Below are 20097 nucleotides of genomic sequence, written 5' to 3' on the forward strand. Positions count from 1 at the left end.
AATGAATGAATCCTGAATTGATTGAAAAAGTAACGCGCCTTGTAGTGGAAAAACTTCAATCGCAGCAAACCACTGATGTCAAAGGTCGGGAAGATAGTGTTGGAGTAAAATTTTGGAACCATACATCAAGTCCCGTCAAGAAAACAGCCAAGGTGGCAGTTGAGGTTATAGAGACAGGAAAACAGGATAAAAACGAGTTAATTAAAATAAATAGCTATCAGCATGCAAACAATCAATCAGATAAAACCAATCATGAAGAGGCCAAAAGCTATTCAGAAATGACAGGCATTGATCATCCGGCAGATCCGGTTGAGCTCGAGGCGCTTAAGAGCAAAACACCTGCAAGAATCGGGGTGGGAAGAGCAGGTACGAGACCAAAGACAGACACATGGCTGAAATTCCGTTTTGACCATGCAGCTGCAGTTGATGCCGTCTATGGAGATGTAAATGACGACCTGATAAACCGTCTTGGGCTTTTCAAAGTCACAACGATGGTGAATGAAAAAGAAGTGTACATCCGCAGGCCCGATTATGGCAGGAAGCTTTCAGAAGAAGCCAAAAATACCATTCTTGCTAAATGCCAAAAGGAACCTGTTGTTCAAATCATTCTGTCTGACGGGCTGAGCTCAAGTGCCATTGAAGAAAATGCTGAGGATGTATACCTATCCCTTCAGCAATCCTTGAAAAGTTTAGGACTCGAAATGGGGACCCCTTTTTATATCGAAAAAGGCAGGGTGGCTGTAATGGATGAAGTGGGAGAACTGCTGAAGCCTAAAGTAGTTGTGTTATTGATTGGCGAACGTCCTGGTCTGGTCAGTGCTGAATCACTAAGTGCCTACCTTTGCTATGAACCCCGTAAAGGAACGATCGAAGCTGATCGGATGGTTATTTCCAATATACATAAAGGCGGTATTCCTCCTGCAGAGGCCGGAGCTTATCTCGGGACCGTCATCCAAAAGGTTATAAAGTATGAAGCAAGTGGAGTATCGCTCGTGAAAAAGGAAGGGTAGGTGGCAGAATCAATGGGATTAGAACGCATTCACGCCGATATACTGGCTGTTCGGGTGATACCTAATGTGGACCAGGAGCTTGCAAAGCAGTTTCAGCTTAAGCCTTATCACCGAAGCCTGGCCATTTTCACCTCTACAGTCGATGACGTAGGCTATACTGCACTCGATGAAGCCACAAAAAGAGCAGATGTCGAAGTGGTTTACGCCAGGTCCTTTTATGCGGGCGCTGCTCATGCTTCCGGGCCATTATCAGGTGAAATGATTGGAATTATCGCAGGGCCATCCCCCGATGAAGTTAAAAGCGGTATGGAGGCTGTCCTTCAGACAGCCGAATATGATGCCTATTTTGAAGCGCTTGATCAGGAAACAACACATGCCATTTATGCACATGTTGTTTCCAGAACAGGGTCCTATCTGTCAAAAGAAGCAGGCATCAATATCGGAGAGCCCCTTGCATATCTGATTGCTCCGCCATTGGAAGCCGTTTATGGGCTCGATGCTGCTTTAAAGGCAGCAGATGTAGAAATGGTGAAATTTTTCGGGCCGCCTTCTGAAACGAATTTTGGCGGCGGGCTTTTGACTGGCTCCCAATCAGCCTGCCAGGCTGCAGCTGATGCATTCCGGGATGCTATTATCGAAATTTCTCAGAATCCTATTAAGTACTAAACCTTTAAAAATCCTGAAAGGAGTGTGAAAAGCTTGCATTTCGATCATGATCTTCAATCCATGCAGGAAATGCGGAATGCTGTAAAGCGTGCAAAGGAAGCGCAGCTGCAATATATGTCCTTTACGCAGGATCAGGTTGACGCGATCGTCAAACAAGCCGCAGATGCTGCCTATGCCAAGTCACTTTCCCTTGCCCGTATGGCTGTAGAGGAAACCGGAATGGGCATAGTCGAGCATAAAAAAATAAAAAATGAAGTTGGCTCAAAGGCAGTCTATGAGTCTATCAAAGATAAAAAGACAGTAGGCATCATTCGTGTAGACCAGGTAAATAAAGTAACGGAAATTGCTTATCCTTACGGTGTTATTGCAGGCATCATTCCAACAACTAACCCTACTTCTACAGCCATATTTAAAGCGCTTATTGCGCTGAAAACAAGAAATGCAATAGTCGTAAGCCCTCATCCAAGAGCAGTGAAATGTACTGTTGAAGCATTAAAAATTGTGAATGAAGCAGCTGTACAGGCAGGTGCACCTGAAGGATTGATTGGCTGGATCTCTAAGCCTTCCATGAGTGCAACAAACGAATTAATGAAGCATCGCGACATCAATCTTATTTTGGCAACAGGAGGCGGGGGATTGGTCAGGGCGGCGTACAGCTCAGGCAAACCTGCCTATGGAGTAGGGCCCGGTAATGTGCCATGCTATATTGAAAAAACCGCGAAGGTCGCCCAGTCCGTTAGGATGATTATTGACAGTAAATCATTTGATAATGGAACCATATGCGCTACTGAACAATCAATTGTAGTCGATCGCAACATTAAAGAGATGACCATGAGAGAACTCAAAAACAATGGAGCTTATCTCTTAAACAACCGGGAAAAGGCGGCACTGGAAAAAGTTATTTCACCTTCGCCGGGAAAGCTGAATCCGGATATCGTCGGCCAGAGTGCTGTTAAAATCGCAAGCATGGCTGGAATTCAAGTCCCTGATGACACAAGAGTTTTAATTGCTGAAGAAACTGGAATAGGCAAAGACATCCCATTTTCAATTGAAAAATTATCTCCGGTTTTTGCTCTTTATACAGCTGAAAGCTTCCAGGAGGCAAAAGAAATGTGCCTGCAGCTCCTCAACTTAGGAGGCAGGGGACACAGTCTTTCTCTTCATACAAATAATCATGAAGTGGCAAAGGAATTTGCCCTGGAAATGCCTGTTTCAAGAATGATGGTCAATACGCTCTCTTCGATTGGGGCTGTTGGAGCAACTACAGGATTGATGCCATCCCTGACTTTGGGATGCGGTTCATTCGGCGGCAACATAACTTCTGATAATGTGACTGCAAGCCACCTGATCAACATTAAAAGAATGGCTTACGGAACGAAAGAAGTCACCATCCCAAAACCGGCATCAACTTCTTCGATAGCTGAAAAAGAACAAGCCGGCAGCCGGGATGTTGATCATATTGTCAGTCAAGTGCTGCAGCATGTATCGCCGGATGGTGAAGTAGATGCAAAGATGATTGCCGACATGGTTAATCAAGTAATGAAAAAATATCAAACTAACTAATTAGGAGGAAATAAAAATGGCTAGAGAATTAACTGCATTAGGAATGATTGAAACAAAAGGGCTGGTTGCTTCAGTGGAAGCTGCTGACGCGATGGTTAAGGCAGCGAACGTTCATTTGGTTGGAAAGGTGCATGTTGGGGGCGGAATTGTAACGGTCCTTGTGCGCGGTGATGTAGGTGCTGTTAAAGCGGCAACAGATGCGGGTGCTGCAGCAGCACAGCGTGTTGGGGAATTGAAATCTGTTCATGTTATTCCTCGTCCTCATAACGAATTGGAGAGCATTCTTCCAAAAATCGATATTGAGCTTTAATACAGTATTACTAGGTTAGGAGTTTAAACCATGAACGAGCAAGCCCTTCAATCGATTGTAGAGGAAATCGTTTCAAAGCTAAAAGATTCCTCAATCCAAGACCATTCCATTCCAATGGCTGTCTCAGCCCGGCACTGTCATGTAAGTCAAAAAGATTTGGAGATTCTATTTGGTACAGGCTATCAGCTTACAAAAAAAGCGGATTTATCTCAGCCCGGCCAATTCGCTGCTAATGAAACCATAACCATTGCAGGACCAAGAGGAAGCCTTGAAAAAGTGCGCATTCTCGGACCTGCCCGTAATATGACTCAGGTAGAAGTCAGCCGTACAGATTCGTTCAAGCTGGGATTGAAGCCCCCGCTTCGCGAATCCGGGAATATTGAAGGTTCTTCTCCAGTAACTTTGATTGGACCTAAAGGCAGTCTATACAAAAAAGAGGGTCTGATTATAGCGCAGGCACACATTCATATGAATCCGGAAGATGCTGAAGCTTTCGGAGTGAAAAATGGGGAATACGTCAAAGTTGAGATAGAGGGAGAACGTCCCATTTCCTTTGAAAAGGTGTTAATCAGGATTTCACCACGGTATAGACTTGAAATGCATATTGATACGGATGAAGCCAATGCAGGACTGATAGCCGGAAAAACAGCCGGCAGGTTAGTCAGGCAAGAGGAAAGCTTATGATAGACCGGCAACTAATAGAGCAAATAGTTGAAGAAGTAGTAAAAAGTTTAGCAGGTGCCAAATCTGCCCCAAATACAGCAATGAAACATAATATTCTTGCAGTCGGGGATCTGGATAGAACCGATCCTGCTATATTACAAGCTTTAGAGAAAGACTGGAATGTACTTCCTTATGACTTTACTGAAGAAGCACAGCTTCATACCGTTATGAAGGCCGTATTTCTTGATGCTTCACAGGATCTGCTGGTCAAAGGGGCACTGGGCATTTGCGACACACCGGAAACCGAGCTTCTCTCAGCCTGTATTATTGATTATGTTCCAGTAACCTTAATTCCCAAACCAAATCTTTATAAAATCCTCAGTGGAGAGAAGAAAACCAATGGGGAGTATTTTTCAAGTTTAATGGAATATAAGGAAAAGCTCCTAAAGTTCGGGGTGGAAATCAGCAGTCTGGAGGATCTTACATCGCCTAAGCCAATTAATACAGCACAGCCAGAAATAAAGAAGCTGATTACACAAAGAGATGTCCAAGAATGCAAGAAGAATGAAATTTTCGCAGATAAACAGACCATCATTACTCCTTTAGCACGTGATACAGCACGGGAATTAGGAAAAAGCATCATTGTAATGGATACAAAAGGGGCTGAAAGCGCATGGAAATGGGAATGGTAGTCGGCAATGTATGGGCCACAAGAAAAGAGGATGATTTAACAGGTCTGAAATTTTTGGTTGTTGAGCCTCATGGACCTGCAGCAGAAAAATCATTCGTTGCGGTTGACCGCATTGGAGCAGGTGTCGGTGATCAAGTTCTCGTTACGCGTGGAAGCTCGGCATCAAATATGTCCGGGGATATAAGACTGCCCATTGATGCATTGATAATTGGCATTATCGATTCTGTTGATGTTGAAAAGAAAGAGGTGAAATAGTATGGCGAGAGCACTTGGCATGATTGAAACAAGAGGGCTGATTGGGTCCATTGAAGCAGCAGATGCCATGCTGAAAGCAGCCGATGTTACTTTGGTGAAGCAAGAAAAAGTGGACGCCGCCTTAGTAACGGTTTTGGTTCAGGGGGATGTCAGCGCTGTTCAGGCTGCAGTAGATGCAGGAAAGGAAGCAGCAGCCAGAGTGGGTGAACTCGTGTCAGCGCATGTTATTCCTCATCCGGATGAAGATATCAAGAAAGCTTTATTGGATGACAGAAAACCTAAGGAACTGAAACAAGAACCTCCTCCTGTAAAAAAGGGAGGAAGCAAAAATAAACAGATGCCTGCTGAGGAACAAGGCAGTGCTGAAGATAAATAGAGTACTCCACTGGCAGGATGAAATGGAGGTACAGCCATGACTTTTAAAAGAAGAAAGCTTGCCGTTATCGGGTCAGGCTTTACGGGTGCGACAGCGGCATTGATGCTCGCCCAAAAGGAATTGGGAGACATCATCTTAGTAGACGTCCCTTCACAGGCAAACCCGACAAAAGGGAAGGCTCTTGATATGCTTGAAGCTGGACCGGTCCAGCGCTTTAATAGCAATATAACCGGCACTTCAAGCTATGAAGACATTCAAGATGCAGATTTAGTATTGATTACGGCCGGAATGCCAAGAAAACCGGGGATGAGCCGGGACGATCTTGTCGCTGTAAATGAGAAGATTATGATCGAAGTATCTCAAAATATAAAAACATACGCACCGGATAGCTATATCATTGTATTAAGCAATCCTGTCGATGCTATGACCTATGTTTGCTATAATACCACTGGTTTCCCGAAGAATCGGGTAATCGGCCAATCGGGAGTATTGGACACAGCCCGATTTAATACATTTGTGGCGCAAGAGCTGGGTGTTTCCATAGAAGATATTTCAGGTTTTGTCCTGGGCGGTCATGGAGATGATATGGTTCCGCTCGTCAGGTATTCGTATGCTGGCGGCATTCCGCTGGAGAAAATTCTGCCTGCCGACCGAATCGAAGCGATTGTGGAAAGAACCAGAAAAGGCGGAGGAGAAATAGTCAATCTGCTTGGCCAGGGAAGCGCCTATTATGCTCCTGCAGCTTCAATGGTTGAAATGGCAGAAGCGATACTGAAAGATAAAAAAAGAATACTGCCTTCAATCGCCTATTTGGAAGGTGAGTATGGATACAGTAACATCTATTTGGGAGTACCTGCAATTCTCGGTGGAAATGGGATAGAAAGTGTCATTGAAATTCCACTGACTGCCGAAGAGAAAAATGGACTGGATCAATCTGTTAAATCTGTACAAAATGTTATGAGCATACTTGAAACTGCAAAAAAGTAAGAGGGCTGGCTTATGAGGACTGATCTCCTCATTGGTCAGCTTTTTTGCATGTTGTTTAAATTGTACAAATCCCGGGTACATTATAATTAACAAGCTTAGCAGCTGCTAACAAAATTTCCAGTAAATAATGATTTGAATAATCTGAAAACTTCTGTTACAATAGAAAAAAGGTCAAGGGGTTGATTACAAATGGAAAAACGTCTACTTAACTCGCCGCAACAGTCTGAGGAAAACGTGTCATTGTTAGCAGAACAAGTCCTGAATCAAGCTCTTAAGGAATACCGAATAGAAAAACTGCGCAAAAAAATTGATGATTCTCTCACTAGCCGAAACAAAAAAGAATTCATGCGCCTTACTGAAGAATTAAAGCAAATTTCGTAGCAATCTCATAATTAAATGTAAAAAAGGCAGCCTGTTCGAAAGAATGGGGCTGTCTTTTGTTGTTTATTGGTCTTTATCAGTCGGATTAGTGCCTAAAACCAGGTGAGAGCAGGGGAGAAAGGTACTTAAGCGGGTAGTTTCACTACGGAAATCTGGGTAGATCAGATTTTTAATTAGAAGGATTAGTGACCAAAATTGGAAGAGAGCCGAAGAAATGGTAGTTAATCAGAGGAATTAGTGACCAAAACCGGAAGAGTGCAGAGGAAATGGTAGTTAATAAGAAGGATTGCTTACCAGAATCAGAGCAAGCAGCAAAAAATGGTCGCCATAAACGCTTCATGAAGACCAAATTACAAAGCAACCGTAGAAAATGGTCGCCATAAACGCTTCATGAAGCCCAAAATCCAGAGCAACCCCAGAAAATGGTCGCCATAAACGCTTCATGAAGCCCAAAATCCAGAGCAGCTACAGAAAAAGGGCATCATAACAGCTCCATGAAGCCCAAAATCCAGAGCAACAGCAGAAGAAAGTCGCCATAAACGCTTCATGAAGACCAAAATACAAAACAGCCGCAGAAAAAGGTCGCCATAAACGCTTCATGAAGACCAAAATCCAAAGCAGCCACAGAAAAAGGTCGCCATAAATGTTTCATGAAGCCCAAAAACCAAAGCGACCGCAGAAAAAGGTCGCCATAAACGCTTCATGAAGCCCAAAATCCAAAACAGCCGCAGAAAAAGGTCGCCATTACAGCTCCATGAAGCCCAAAATCCAGAGCAACAGCAGAAGAAAGTCGCCATAAACGCTTCATGAAGACCAAAATCCAAAACAGCCGCAGAAAAAGGTCGCCATAAACGCTTCATGAAGCCCAAAATCCAAAGCAGCCGCAGAAAAAGGTCGCCATAAACGCTTCATGAAGCCCAAAATCCAAAGCAGCCACAGAAAAAGGTCGCCATAACAGCTCCTTGAAGCCCAAAATACAAAGCAGCCACAGAAAAAGGTCGCCATAACAGCTCCTTGAAGACCAAAATCCAGAGCAACCACAGAAAAAGGTCGCCATAAACGCTTCATGAAGACCAAAATCCAAAGCAGCCACAGAAAAAGGTCGCCATAACAGCTCCTTGAAGCCCAAAATCCAAAGCAGCCACAGAAAATGGTCGCCATAAACGTTTCATGAAGCCTAAAATCCAAAGCAGCCGTAGAAAAAGGTCGCCATAACAGCTTAATGAAGCCCCAAATCCAGAGCAACCCCAGAAAATGGTCGCCATAAACGCTTCATGAAGACCAAAATCCAAAGCTGCCACAGAAAAAGGTCGCCATAAACGCTTCATGAAGCCCCAAATCCAGAGCAACCCCAGAAAATGGTCGCCATAAACGCTTCATGAAGACCAAAATCCAGAGCAACCACAGAAAATGGTCGCCATAAACGCTTCATGAAGACCAAAATCCAGAGCAACCCCAGAAAAAGGTCGGCATTACAGCTCCTTGAAGCCCAAAATACAAAGCTGCCACAGAAAAAGGTCGCCATAACAACTCCATGAAGCCCAAAATCCAGAGCAACCCCAGAAAATGGTCGCCATAAACGCTTCATGAAGCCCCAAATCCAGAGCAACCCCAGAAAATGGTCGCCATAAACGCTTCATGAAGCCCAAAATCCAGAGCAGCTACAGAAAAAGGTCATCATAACAACTCCCCAAAATCCAGAGCAACCCCAGAAAAAGGTCATCATAACAGCTCCCCAAAATCCAAGAAACCAAAAATACCCCTCTCTTAACTCAACCACCCCCCGCACAAAATCTTACAAACATAAACATCTCACATCCCCAACCGTTTCACTAAACCGTTCCACATCGTTTCAAAACGAAACACTGAAACAATCCCCAAATACATCAAGCCTTAGTACAAAGGGTAATACCACATTGGCACAATATTTGCATCTAAGCTTTATAAGCAAAAATGAAATAAGAAGCGCAAAGGGGAGAAAGCGATGTTTGAAGAAAAATTGGATTTAAGATTGCCTGGTCCTGTGCAGGTTCCAAAAGAAATACAGCGTGCCATGCTGAGGAGTTTCGATCATCCCATGATGGATTACCGGAATCCAGCCTTCCAGGATGTACTTCAGGAAACGACGGAAAAAGCCAAAATGATTTTCCAGACTGAAAACCTGGTCATCCCGCTTACCTCAAGCGGAGCGTCCGCTCTTGAAACAGCCATTATTAATACCGTTGGCCCTAGTGATACAATCATCCTTTGCGTAGTCGGTTATTTTGGGGAGTACCTGCAGGGGATTACGAATCATATCGGCTGTAAAACCGTCAGGGTAGATGCGGAATGGGGAAATATTGTCGATCCTGAAGATGTAAGAAAAGCATTGAAGGAAAATCCGGAGGCAAAAGCGGTTTTTGCCACACACTGTGAAACATCCACTTCTGCAATCAACAATATTAAAGACATTGCGGCCGTTGTAAAAGAAACAGACGCCCTATTTCTTGTTGATGCGGTGAGCTCGATAGTCGGGACTCCTCTTTATATGGACGAATGGGGCATTGATATAGTGGCAACAGGAGGGCAGAAAGCGTTAATGCTGCCTCCGGGACTTGCATTGATTACATTGAGTGAAAAAGCCTGGAATACAGTGAATCATCATCAGTGCCCTTCCTTTTATTTTGACCTTAAAATGTACAAAAAAGGCCTTGAATCTGGAACGGGAACCCCTTATACGCCGAATATATCACTTGTGTGCGGACTGCTTGAGGCCTGCAATATGATAGAAAAAAGCGGCGGGATTGAATCAGAATATAAAAGGCATGCGGCACTTCGCGATATGACCAGAGCGGGAGTCCGGGCATTGGGGCTTGAATTGCTGGTGGATGATTCAGCTGCCAGTCCTACGCTTACCGCAGTAAAATTGAAAAATGCTGATGACTTCAGAAAGATGATGCGGGATGAATTCCATATCGCTTTAGGAGGCGGACTTGGGAAGGTGAAAAATCAGATCTTGCGTCTCGGCCATATGGGGTATACAGATGCGGCAGATATGCTGAAGATGTTCGCAGCAATGGAGCTTGCTTTAAAGAAAAGCGGATATGAAGTGGAATTAGGGGCGGGAGTTTCCGCGGCACAGCGGCATTGGCTTGAACACCCCGACTGTTGACTAACTTGTTCCAAGGAGACGTGAGCCAGAGTGAATCTTATCGAAAAACGACTCGCAGAACTGGCAAGCCTGCCTGCAGTTACCCCTGGAGATCGGATTGAATTAACTCCAGATTGGAAACTTATCAGCGGCAAGAATTCACATTCTGTCTTTAAAGCGTTTTGGGAGCAAGGCTATAAAAAAGTGACCAATCCAGAGACAGTCTTGTTTTCGGCTGCAGGAGAAAAAGAGGATTACCTCCTTACATTCTGTAAAGACAGCGGGATTAGTTTAATAGATTGTGAGCCTGAAGATTATTTTTGTAAAGCAGGTATTAAGCAGGATAGTGCCGTCCTTGCCGGGATTAACCAGCAGATTAAGCAAATGGGTGGCAGCGGATCTATTCCCATTGTAATTTCTCCAGCTGCAATGGCAGATTGCCTGGCAACTTCGTCCTTCGGCATGGTTATACCCGACACCATTTATATCGAATTAATCGGAGCAGCAAATCAGCAATATAGCGGAGAAGCACTCTGCAGCTATTTGCTCGAAACATTTCATGACAGCTTAATAGGCAATGCCGTCATTTTAGGAGGAGCGCTCCTGGAGCAGTTAACCAAACAGGAACGAAGAAATTTGTCACACTTTATTCCTCTTTCCGGCGCTGCGGTTGGGGTATTATCTGCTGATGGACCATTAGGGCAGGTTGAGAGCGTCATTAAAATAAAATTATAACTCTATGAAGACTGATTATTTAGAAAATTCACCGACATTTCTCTTGGCATTTGGTAAGATTAATTTAAAATCATCTTAAAGTTGACAAGAGAAGGAAAAATGAGGTGAAGTGATGTCTGAAATGGCCATTCTGACTCCTATTGACGGACTGATACAGGTTTCAAGGGAAGCCGCAAAGAAAACGGGAGAAGAAGTTGCAATTAAGAAAGTCAGTTTCAGGAATGCAGTAGAATCTGCAAAGGAACTTGAAAAAAACGGGACTGAAGTAATCATTAGCAGAGGGACCATGGCATTAAAGCTAATAGAATCTGACATCGATTTGCCGGTTGTCCAGATCCCGATAACTGGCTATGATTTGCTTCGAACCATTAAGGAAGCACAAAAGCTGGGAGAAAAAATTGGGATCGCAGACACAGAGGAAGTTTTGCAGGGAATCGAAACAATTGAATCTGTGCTGGGCTTATCGATTGAAAAGCACTGTGTATCACTCCCTGAGGAAGCTGAAGCAGCAGTTGAGTCACTCTGCCAAAAACAGATTGATGTTCTAATAGGCAAAAGCATTTTTACTAACAAAGTAAAGGAAGAAACGATAAAAACAGTGATTTTAACGTCCGGTGTGGAATCGGTTATTCAGGCAATAAACGAGGCAAGGAGCCTAATCAATGTCAGACGTTCAGAAATAAAAAGGACCAAAGAACTTCAGGCCATTCTTGATTTTATTGCAGATGGTGTTATAGCAGTGGATGAAAAAGGGGTAATTACCGTTTGCAACCCTTCCGTCTACAGCATACTAAATCTGCCTTATGATTCAGTAATCGGCAAGTCCATAGATGATATTCTCGTTCATTCGCGCATGAGCAAAGTTCTGTCGACTGGAAAAGAGGAGCTCAACCGAATACAGGATGAAAACGGAGTGAAAGTAGTTGCAAACCGAATACCCATTCGGCACGAGAACAAAGTGCTTGGAGCCGTCTGTACCTTCCAGGAGATTAATAGAATTCAGCAGCAGGAACAGGAGATCCGCAAAAAACTGCTTCACAGGGGGCACGTAACGAAATACGGTTTACACAATATTGTCGGTGAAAGCGAAATGTATCAAAAAGCGATTCAAAAGGTGAAGAAGTACTCACAAGTGGATTCCACCATTCTTCTAACAGGGGAAACAGGTGTGGGGAAAGAGGTCTTTGCCCATTTGATCCATAGCTTCAGCAAGCGGTCGGAAGGACCATTTGTTGCAGTGAATTGCGCAGCTATTCCTGAAAACTTATTGGAGAGCGAATTATTTGGGTATGTTGAAGGAGCTTTCACCGGTGCGAAAAAGGGTGGTAAAACCGGTTTGTTCGAATTAGCGCACCAGGGAACAATTTTTCTGGATGAGATTGGCGAATTGGCTGAATCACTGCAGGCACAGCTTCTGAGGGTCCTTCAGGAGGGAGAGGTGATGCGGCTTGGAGATGAAAGGGTCATCCCTATCAATATCCGGGTAATTGCTGCCTCAAACCGTGAACTCGAAGAGATGGTAGAAGAAGGTAAATTCCGGGCCGACCTGTATTATCGCCTTAATATCCTTGATATACCAATCCCGTCATTGCGTGAACGAATTGCGGATATACCGCTGTTATGCGATTTTTTTATAAAAGAACTGAAACCTGGAATCCGAAGAAATATTAAAGGATTTACTGCTGAAGCGACAAAAGTCCTGCAAAGCTATCATTGGCCAGGAAATATACGCCAGCTTAGAAACATTGTCGAAAGAGCTATGATTCTTTCTCCCGAAGAAGCGATTGATTCTGAAACGGTGCTGGCAGCTGGGGGAAAAGACTTTTTAGAACTGAGGGACATAAAGCCGCCTCAGGATAGCGCAGAGGAAGAGGATGAAACGAAGCTTCAGCACATTGAGAAAGAATATATCCTTGATGTCCTCAGACAGGTTAACGGCAATAAAACAAAAGCTGCCAAGATCCTCGGGATTGGCAGGACGACTCTGTGGAGAAAAATGAACAGTTAGTCAGGAGGAGATTGAATGAATGAAACAAAAACGCCGCCTCCGTTGAATGAAAACATTCTATCTCAATTAATAGATATCTTCGGAGAAGACAGGATTTTAACCAATTACACTGATATGATGACATACTCTTATGATGCTTCCTTTGAAACGCAGCTTAACCCGAAACAGCCTCAAGTCGCAGTCATTGCCTTAACGACGGAAGAGGTAAGTTCTTGTGTTAAGCTTGCCAATAAATACAGCATTCCTTTATATCCAAGAGGGGCTGCAACTGGCCAGACAGGGGGCGCTGTTCCGGTAAAAGGCGGCATCATGCTGGATTTATCAAAAATGAACCGGATCCTCGAAATAGATCATCGGAATATGCAGGCTATTATTGAGCCAGGAGTAATCCAAAATGATTTAAATGAGGCTTTAAAGCCTTATGGACTGAGGTTTCCTCCAGATCCAGGCAGCGCCAATATGTGTACCATCGGCGGGATGGTATCCAACAATTCAAGCGGTCTGAGAGCAGTCAAATATGGAGTCACCCGCCATTACGTACTCGGAATGGAAGTTGTGCTTCCAACAGGTGATGTGATTGTTACAGGCGGAGCTAATTCGAAAGCGCTGAAGTCGGTTTCAGGCTATGACCTTGCTCACTTAATGATTGGTTCTGAGGGGACCCTTGGAATTATCACCCGTCTTCGCCTGAAATTATTGCCTCTGCCAGTCACCAGAGGAATCGTCCTATGTTCATTTGCACGGCTTGAAGAAGCAGGGGAGGCTGTTAATGCGGTTTTTTCTTCCGGGCTGCAGCCATCTGCGATCGAAATTATGGACTATAATTGTACAAAAGCAGTCAATATGATGAAGCCGGAGCTTAATCTTCCGCTTGAAAATGAAGCCATTCTCGTATTTGAAGTGGATGGAGCCAAGGAAGAGGTTACTTCACAGGTTAACCGCTTAAAAGCTGTGGTTGAAAAGTATACAGATTATATAAAGTTTAGCGATGAACCGGAGGAATGTGAAAAGCTTTGGCAGGCCAGAAAGCTTGTTGGCGCTGCTGTTGGCCTATTGAAACCAGGCGGGTTCAGGGTATATGGCGGAGAAGATATATGCGTGCCAATATCAAGACTTCCTGAAACGCTGCGGGAAATTCACAATATTGCTGACCGGTATAACATCATCTGCGGCATTTATGGCCATGTTGGCGATGGGAATATGCATACAGGGCCTGTCGTTAACATGAATAATCAGCTGGAAATGGAAAATGTGCAAAAAATGATTGGCGATATCCATGAACTGGCAATCAAAATGGAAGGAACCACCACAGCAGAGCATGGAGTAGGCATCGTCAGGGCCAAGTATATGGATGTTGAACATGGACCTGCTATGGAAGTAATGAGGGCGATTAAACGGACTCTGGATCCTAACAATATTTTGAACCCGGGGAAAATGGCACTGCCTAACTAGGATGGAGGTGATGAGAAGGTGAAGCTTCTTACCGCGGAAGAATCTATGCGTACGTGCGTGCGCTGCGGGGCCTGCCGCAATGTATGTCCCACATTAAATATCACAGGAAGAGAAGCGGACGGGCCAAGAGGAAGAGTATTAATGGCAAGGAGTCTGCTTGAAGGAGATATCCCTGTAAACCAGGAGATAAAAGATCAGCTGGATCGGTGCCTGCTTTGTTCGGCATGTGTGGATGCATGCCCTATTGATGTCCAGGTGCCTGATATTGTCATGCTCGCCAAAGAGAGAATAGCAGCAGCTGTTGAAGAAGCACCCGTGCAGAATTCCTTGCCTGTTCAAACGGATATTAAAAAACCGGCCAAAACTGCGCGCACTTTCAAAGACTTCTTTTTTGACCATATTCTTGCTGATCAGAATAGGCTTAATACGGTTGGAAACTTGCTGTGGTTTTATCAAAAAAGCGGCATGCAGTCTCTAACAAGAAAACTGGGTTTATTGAAATTATTCCCGGATCAGATGAGGCAGATGGAACGAATAACACCAGAAATTCTCCCGCCTTCAAAGAGAAAAGAGCACCAGGAGTTTACATCCAGGGCACAGGAAGAAAAGAATGGAAATGGCCGGGTGGCATTTTTCCATGGATGCATTATGGATGTTATGTTCAGAGAAACCAATGATAATTCAATTAATCTGCTATCAAAGGCAGGGTTTGATGTGGTCACTCCGAGGTCTCAGGTTTGCTGTGGAGCTCTGCACCACCATAGCGGGAGAAAAGATAAAACAATTGAATTGGCAAAAGCGAACATACAGGCTTTTGAAGAAGCAGATGTTGACTATATCATCACAAATGCGGGGGGATGCGGAGCAGCACTTGCTGAATATGCCGATTTGTTTCGTGATGATCCAGTATGGCTGGAACAGGCAAAAGTCTTCTCCTCTAAAATAAAAGATATTAGCGAAATTATTTATGAAAAAGGCAGGCTACCTGCCGCAGCAGGAAGCGGTGAAAGAGTCACATATCAGCCTTCCTGTCACCTTCAGTACGTGATGAAAGTAAAGGATGCTCCTGCAAAATTGGTAAAACAGATTCCGAACGCTGAGTATGTAGAGCTTCCTGAGAAAAAGTACTGCTGCGGCTCTGCCGGTATTTATAATTTATTGCAGCCAAAACTTGCTAATGAAATATTGGACAAAAAAATGACGAATGTGAAAAAAACGAAACCAGCTGTATTAATTACAGCCAATCCAGGATGCTATCTTCAAATGAAGCTTGGTGTTTACCGGGAAGGCATGGAAGAAGTAATTGAATCGAAACATGTGGTTGATTATCTGATGGAATCAATTGAAAGGGCAGAAGCTGAAGCGGCCAAAAAATAGTTTCATAATGATACGGATTAGAAAGACAGATTGTTTCAAAAGAGAACGATAACCAGGCAATTGTCCAATAAAAAGGAATGAGTGCTGCAGACAAACTAAAACAGAGAATGTCCGAATTTTATTGAAAAGGCTTACATTTAATTATCCTAATCTGAAAATTTAGCATTTTTTAATCCCCCCTTTTGGCAACTCGGCACGAAAATTGCATCTTGCTATATGAATAAAGACACATATTGGGGAGGTGACATGACGGCTGCGGCAAGGTAAGAAAATGGAAATGGTTCTGCATCCTGTTTGATAAGTGATTACTTACAAGCAAGAAAAATTTCAGAAATTTAAAATTTTTCTTAACACGGGGGAATGTGTATGAAATTAAAGAAGTTTTCGTTTTTGTCTCTTGTCATTGCATTACTATTCATGTTGCAGGCATGCAGTTCGTCACCTAAAGAAGCAAGTTCGGAAGAAAAGGGAAGCGGCAATTATCCTGAAAGGCAAATTGAAATTGTGGTTGGCTTTGGTGCAGGCGGCGGCAGCGATAATTTTGCAAGGGCTATTGCCAAAGAGCTTAAAGACATACTAGGTGTCAATATCAATGTTGTGAACATGCCTGGAGCATCTGGAATCAACTCTGCTGACCATGTGGCAAGGCAGCCGGCTGATGGTTATACAATCTGGTCTGCTACATCCAATCACCCGGTGAATATTGCGGCAGGTGCAGAAAAAAATGACTTAAGCAAATTAACAGCTGTTGGCAGGGTTCAAAATGACACGATGACGCTTCAAGTAAAGAACGGCGGGAAGTTTAAAGACATCGATGACTTAATTGCACAGGCGAAAGAAAAGCCAGGAGAAATCACGATTGGCGGCACAGGTTCCGCAGGGTTTGACGAACTGGTGGTTAAGCAATTTGAAAAAGCCACTGGAACCAAATTTAACTATATCTCTTTTGAAGGTTCAGGCGAAATGACAGCGGCCCTTCTTGGAGGACATATTGATGTCATTGCAGAGGAGCCCGGACCTTCCATCGCACAGCTGGAAAGCGGTGATATCAAGATGCTAATTGCCTTTACCGAAGAAAAGATGAAAGGATTTGAAGATGTGCCAACCTCTACTGAGATGGGCATCGATGTAACAGATGGACAGGGCAGAGGATTTATGGTTCATGCGGATACACCTCCTGAAATAATAGAGGTGCTGGAAAATGCACTTAAAGAAGCAAAAGACCGGGCAGGATACAAAGAATATGAAAAAGCAAGTTACTTGCATTTGCGTGATGGCTGGTTAGGTGCGGATGATTACAATGCTGAACTGGAGAAATTAATTGATACTTACGGCAACCTCTTAAATGATATGAACTAACCCAAAACAGCAGAAAGGCAGGAACGCAGCCTTTCTGCTGTTTCATGAGGAAAATCGGCTGCAGAGTGTGACAGGCCCAAGGACAGTGTCGAAATTTGACTAGTTTTACATAACTGTGAAAATTTTATTTGTAATATTGACACTTTTCAGAATATTATTTATCATCAACATAGACACTGTATCCTGGATACAGCATTCAGCAACAAAACCCGTTCTGAAATTTAGGGGAATTTGAAAGGAGGAGAATATTTAAATGGTGCAAAGCCTGCAATTTTCACAGCCGCTTTACCAGCAAATCTATGACATTATTAAAAGATCGATCCTGGCAGGTGAATTGAAACCAGGTGAGAAAGTCAATGTTTCACAGTTAGCAGAGAAATATAACATTAGCCGGACCCCGTTAAGAGAAGCTCTGCGCCAGCTGCAAATTGAGGGGTTATTGGTCCAGGACCATCTGGGGCTAAGTGTCGTCAAGCTGGAAGAAAGTGATTTTAATGATTTATATGAATGCCGGCTGATGCTCGAGCCCACAATAACGCGCTTAATTTTGAAAACGATTACAGACAAGGAACTGGAAGAGATTAAGATTATTCTTCTGGATGCAGAAAGGGCATTTGAAGAGGGGAATCACCTTCAATTATTAGAGCTAAATGCACAATTTCATGATCGTCTTTTAGAAGCCAGTCCGAATAAACGGGCATTACACCTGCTTCAGCAGGTTCGTTCATTTCTATTGCTCTACCGTGCCAATATCCTCAAAAATAATGAGCACAACAGAGAAATCCTTAAGGAACATCGCCAAATCCTTAATGCTCTAATAGCTCGTGATGAGGAATCGGTTATACAAAACGTAAAAGTTCATCTGCGGAATGATTTAGAACGCGGAACCAATATGATCCGCGAGTAATAAAAAAGGGGAACATCTCCACTCGCCAAAATAGAAATGTTCCACCCATAATAAATAAATCGACCTTAATTATACCATATAAAGATAAAAATTGTATAGAAATGAACAACTGCCGGTTCGATCGGGCTCGCTTCAGACACACAAATTAAAGATGGGGTGTTTGGAATGGGACCTTTACAAGGAATGAAAGTCCTTGATGCTTCTCAAATAATGGCTGGACCATACTGTACGATGGTTTTAGCTGATTTAGGAGCAGATGTCATGAAAGTAGAAAAAGTCAACGGCGGTGATGATTCCCGGCAAATGGGGCCATATGTGAATGGGGAATCCACTTGTTTTTTTCAGATCAACCGCAACAAACAAAGCATTGCACTTAATCTTAAAAGTGAAGAAGGCAAGGAGATTTTCTATAAGCTCGCAAAAGAAGCGGACGTTGTTGTAGAAAATTACCGTCCCGGGGTTACGAAGTCGCTCGGAATTGATTATGAAAGCTTGAAGAAAATTAACCCAGCTCTTGTCTATTGTTCCATTTCAGGTTATGGACAGACTGGTCCCTATTCCCATAAAGGCGGATTCGATCTTGTTGCCCAAGGGATGACAGGTTTAATGAGCATGACAGGGGAAAAAGGGATGAGGCCCATGAAGTCTGGAATAGCTGTTTATGATATAGGTGCAGGGATTACAGCTGCCTACTCCATTCTTGCAGCCTATATTCATAAAATGAAAACAGGCAAAGGGCAGCATCTGGATATAGCTCTTGCCGAAATAGGACTGCCTTGGTTTACATGGGAAGCAGGTGCTTATTTTGCTGAAGGCACGATTCCGCAAGCGACTGGGTGGCGGCACAGAGTCTCTGCTCCATATCAGGCTGTTAAAACAAAATCAGGCTATATGATGCTTGGATGTGCAAATCAAAGAACATGGGAAAAGTTTTGCATAGAGGTTGCTGAAAAGCCCGAATGGATTACCGACCCGCGATATAAAACGAATTTATTAAGAAATAAGCATGTCTTAGAACTTGAAGAAGATATTGAAGAAGTATTAATGCGTCACGAAACGAAGTATTGGATTGATCGCTGTGAAAAAGCAGGAGTTCCAGCAGGGCCAATCAATAATTTTGCAGAAGCTGTGCAGGATCCCCACTACGATGCAAGAGGGATGATTGAAGAAGTTGAGCATCCGGTTATCGGAAAAATGAAGATGATCGGCATTCCAACGAAATTCTCAGAAACACCGGGCAAAGTACGAACGGCGTCCCCTCTTTTCGGACAGGATACCGTGGCCGTGCTGGAAAAACTGGGCTACGACCAAGATGATATTACTAAGCTTACAGAGTCAGGTGCGGTGAAAACTATGGAAGATACGAATTTAATGAAAAAAAATGAAGAGAAAGGTTGTAGAAACCATGTCTAAAAACCTTGAAGCCATAAATGAAGAAAAAACATGCCGCGACCCGGTTTTTTTGGAAAAAGAAGGTGAAATCGCATACATTTGTTTCAACCGTCCGGAAAAACGGAATGCGTTAAGCTTTGATATATGGACAAAAATTCCTGAGCTCATGGAAGAATGTGAACAGGATTCCAACATAAAAGTGATTATCTTTAAAGGAAAAGGATCAGTCGCCTTTTCTGCAGGGGCAGATATCGATGAATTTAAAACGCTGAGATATACGGCTGAGGGAGCAGAAAAATATAACGAAGCTACCATGATAGCTGAAAAAGCTATTATGAATGCCTCTAAGCCAACGATTGCCATGATTCGGGGTTTTTGTGTAGGGGGAGGCTGTGAAATTGCGGTGGCCTGTGATTTCAGGTTTTCAGATGAAAACGGGAAGTTTGGCATAACCCCTGCAAAGCTTGGATTGGTATACAATACGCCGGGAACCAAAAACGTTGTAGACTTAGTTGGCCCATCCAAAGCGAAAGATATTCTCTACACCGGACGATTACTGGATGCTGAAGAAGCTTTACAGATTGGCCTGATTGACCGGATCATCCCTTCCGTATCCATTAAGGAGGAAACTCTCTCTTATGCGGAGTTAATTTGCAGAAATGCTCAAGCCTCCGTCAGAGGGTCGAAGAAAATAATCAATGAAGTACTGTCTGGTGCCCAGGAGGATTCACCTGAAGCATCAAAGCTGATCATTGAATCCTTTCTCTCTGAGGATTATAAAGAAGGAGTCCGATCTTTCCTGGAAAAACGGAAACCAAATTTCAAATATTCATAG

Annotated in this window: 22 protein-coding genes; 19 read left to right on the forward strand and 3 right to left on the reverse strand. The window is 43.5% G+C overall.

All coding sequences use genetic code 11. The annotated features are described in order from the left end of the window. Nucleotides 1–5 precede the first annotated feature (5 nt). From eutC to NSQ49_RS00105, 10 genes are all read left to right on the forward strand, one after another. Nucleotides 6–1010, forward strand: a complete 1005-nt coding sequence (eutC, locus tag NSQ49_RS00060; RefSeq protein WP_251282955.1) for an ethanolamine ammonia-lyase subunit EutC — start codon at nt 6–8, stop codon at nt 1008–1010. A gap of 12 nt (nt 1011–1022) precedes the next feature. After that, complete coding sequence (eutL, locus tag NSQ49_RS00065) at nt 1023–1676, forward strand: ethanolamine utilization microcompartment protein EutL (protein ID WP_251282956.1); 654 nt, start codon at nt 1023–1025, stop codon at nt 1674–1676. A gap of 33 nt (nt 1677–1709) precedes the next feature. Further along, nucleotides 1710–3239 carry an acetaldehyde dehydrogenase (acetylating) gene (locus tag NSQ49_RS00070; RefSeq protein ID WP_251282957.1) on the forward strand — a complete coding sequence of 510 codons (1530 nt, stop codon included), beginning with the start codon at nt 1710–1712 and terminating at the stop codon, nt 3237–3239. A 16-nt stretch (nt 3240–3255) separates the two neighbouring features. Next, on the forward strand, nt 3256–3549 hold the full coding sequence (locus NSQ49_RS00075) for a BMC domain-containing protein (protein WP_159866322.1): 294 nt from the start codon (nt 3256–3258) through the stop codon (nt 3547–3549). A gap of 30 nt (nt 3550–3579) precedes the next feature. Then, nucleotides 3580–4233, forward strand: coding sequence for a phosphate propanoyltransferase (locus tag NSQ49_RS00080; RefSeq protein ID WP_251282958.1), 654 nt, complete (start codon nt 3580–3582; stop codon nt 4231–4233). Next, a complete protein-coding gene (locus NSQ49_RS00085) occupies nt 4230–4904 on the forward strand; it encodes a hypothetical protein (RefSeq protein WP_251282959.1) in 675 nt (224 codons plus the stop codon). Before NSQ49_RS00080 ends, NSQ49_RS00085 begins: the two co-directional genes overlap by 4 nt. Beyond that, on the forward strand, nt 4886–5158 hold the full coding sequence (locus NSQ49_RS00090) for a EutN/CcmL family microcompartment protein (protein ID WP_159866331.1): 273 nt from the start codon (nt 4886–4888) through the stop codon (nt 5156–5158). The genes NSQ49_RS00085 and NSQ49_RS00090 overlap by 19 nt, the downstream gene beginning before the upstream one ends. A gap of 1 nt (nt 5159) precedes the next feature. Then, entirely contained in the window at nt 5160–5534 is a 375-nt protein-coding gene (locus tag NSQ49_RS00095) for a BMC domain-containing protein (RefSeq protein ID WP_159866334.1), read from the forward strand. A 36-nt stretch (nt 5535–5570) separates the two neighbouring features. Continuing rightward, the gene (gene mdh, locus NSQ49_RS00100; RefSeq protein ID WP_159866337.1) at nt 5571–6521 is read left to right on the forward strand and encodes a malate dehydrogenase; all 951 of its coding nucleotides are present in this window, start codon (nt 5571–5573) and stop codon (nt 6519–6521) included. Between the two features lie 189 nt (nt 6522–6710). Then, nucleotides 6711–6902, forward strand: coding sequence for an IDEAL domain-containing protein (locus NSQ49_RS00105; protein ID WP_159866340.1), 192 nt, complete (start codon nt 6711–6713; stop codon nt 6900–6902). A gap of 804 nt (nt 6903–7706) precedes the next feature. Here the strand turns inward: NSQ49_RS00105 and NSQ49_RS00110 are convergent. Genes NSQ49_RS00110 through NSQ49_RS00120 form a run of 3 tightly spaced genes read right to left on the reverse strand, consistent with a single transcriptional unit; the run spans nt 7707 to nt 8490 of the window. After that, complete coding sequence (locus NSQ49_RS00110) at nt 7707–7970, reverse strand: hypothetical protein (RefSeq protein WP_251282960.1); 264 nt, start codon at nt 7968–7970, stop codon at nt 7707–7709. Next, a complete protein-coding gene (locus NSQ49_RS00115; RefSeq protein WP_251282961.1) occupies nt 7967–8230 on the reverse strand; it encodes a hypothetical protein in 264 nt (87 codons plus the stop codon). Before NSQ49_RS00115 ends, NSQ49_RS00110 begins: the two co-directional genes overlap by 4 nt. Continuing rightward, nucleotides 8227–8490, reverse strand: a complete 264-nt coding sequence (locus NSQ49_RS00120) for a hypothetical protein (protein WP_251282962.1) — start codon at nt 8488–8490, stop codon at nt 8227–8229. The genes NSQ49_RS00115 and NSQ49_RS00120 overlap by 4 nt, the downstream gene beginning before the upstream one ends. 396 nt (nt 8491–8886) lie before the next feature. On the opposite strand from NSQ49_RS00120, the gene NSQ49_RS00125 reads away from it, so the two are divergent. From NSQ49_RS00125 to NSQ49_RS00165, 9 genes are all read left to right on the forward strand, one after another. Then, nucleotides 8887–10053, forward strand: coding sequence for a pyridoxal-phosphate-dependent aminotransferase family protein (locus NSQ49_RS00125; protein ID WP_251282963.1), 1167 nt, complete (start codon nt 8887–8889; stop codon nt 10051–10053). Nucleotides 10054–10083: 30 nt separating this feature from the next. After that, nucleotides 10084–10767, forward strand: coding sequence for a hypothetical protein (locus NSQ49_RS00130; protein WP_251282964.1), 684 nt, complete (start codon nt 10084–10086; stop codon nt 10765–10767). A 112-nt stretch (nt 10768–10879) separates the two neighbouring features. Next, nucleotides 10880–12775, forward strand: coding sequence for a sigma 54-interacting transcriptional regulator (locus NSQ49_RS00135; RefSeq protein ID WP_251282965.1), 1896 nt, complete (start codon nt 10880–10882; stop codon nt 12773–12775). 15 nt (nt 12776–12790) lie between these two features. After that, nucleotides 12791–14227 (forward strand): FAD-binding oxidoreductase, encoded by a 1437-nt coding sequence (locus NSQ49_RS00140; protein WP_251282966.1) that lies wholly within the window; start codon nt 12791–12793, stop codon nt 14225–14227. A gap of 18 nt (nt 14228–14245) precedes the next feature. Beyond that, the gene (locus NSQ49_RS00145; protein ID WP_341070277.1) at nt 14246–15604 is read left to right on the forward strand and encodes a (Fe-S)-binding protein; all 1359 of its coding nucleotides are present in this window, start codon (nt 14246–14248) and stop codon (nt 15602–15604) included. Between the two features lie 366 nt (nt 15605–15970). Continuing rightward, nucleotides 15971–16963: a tripartite tricarboxylate transporter substrate binding protein gene (locus NSQ49_RS00150; RefSeq protein WP_251282968.1), complete on the forward strand. Its 993-nt coding sequence runs from the start codon at nt 15971–15973 to the stop codon at nt 16961–16963. Between the two features lie 253 nt (nt 16964–17216). After that, complete coding sequence (locus NSQ49_RS00155) at nt 17217–17870, forward strand: GntR family transcriptional regulator (RefSeq protein ID WP_251282969.1); 654 nt, start codon at nt 17217–17219, stop codon at nt 17868–17870. Between the two features lie 165 nt (nt 17871–18035). Then, on the forward strand, nt 18036–19283 hold the full coding sequence (locus NSQ49_RS00160) for a CaiB/BaiF CoA transferase family protein (RefSeq protein ID WP_251282970.1): 1248 nt from the start codon (nt 18036–18038) through the stop codon (nt 19281–19283). After that, on the forward strand, nt 19276–20097 hold the full coding sequence (locus NSQ49_RS00165; protein WP_341070278.1) for an enoyl-CoA hydratase-related protein: 822 nt from the start codon (nt 19276–19278) through the stop codon (nt 20095–20097). The genes NSQ49_RS00160 and NSQ49_RS00165 overlap by 8 nt, the downstream gene beginning before the upstream one ends.

It is taken from the genome of Cytobacillus sp. FSL R5-0377 (genome assembly GCF_038004385.1).
GTDB lineage: Bacteria > Bacillota > Bacilli > Bacillales > Cytobacillaceae > Cytobacillus.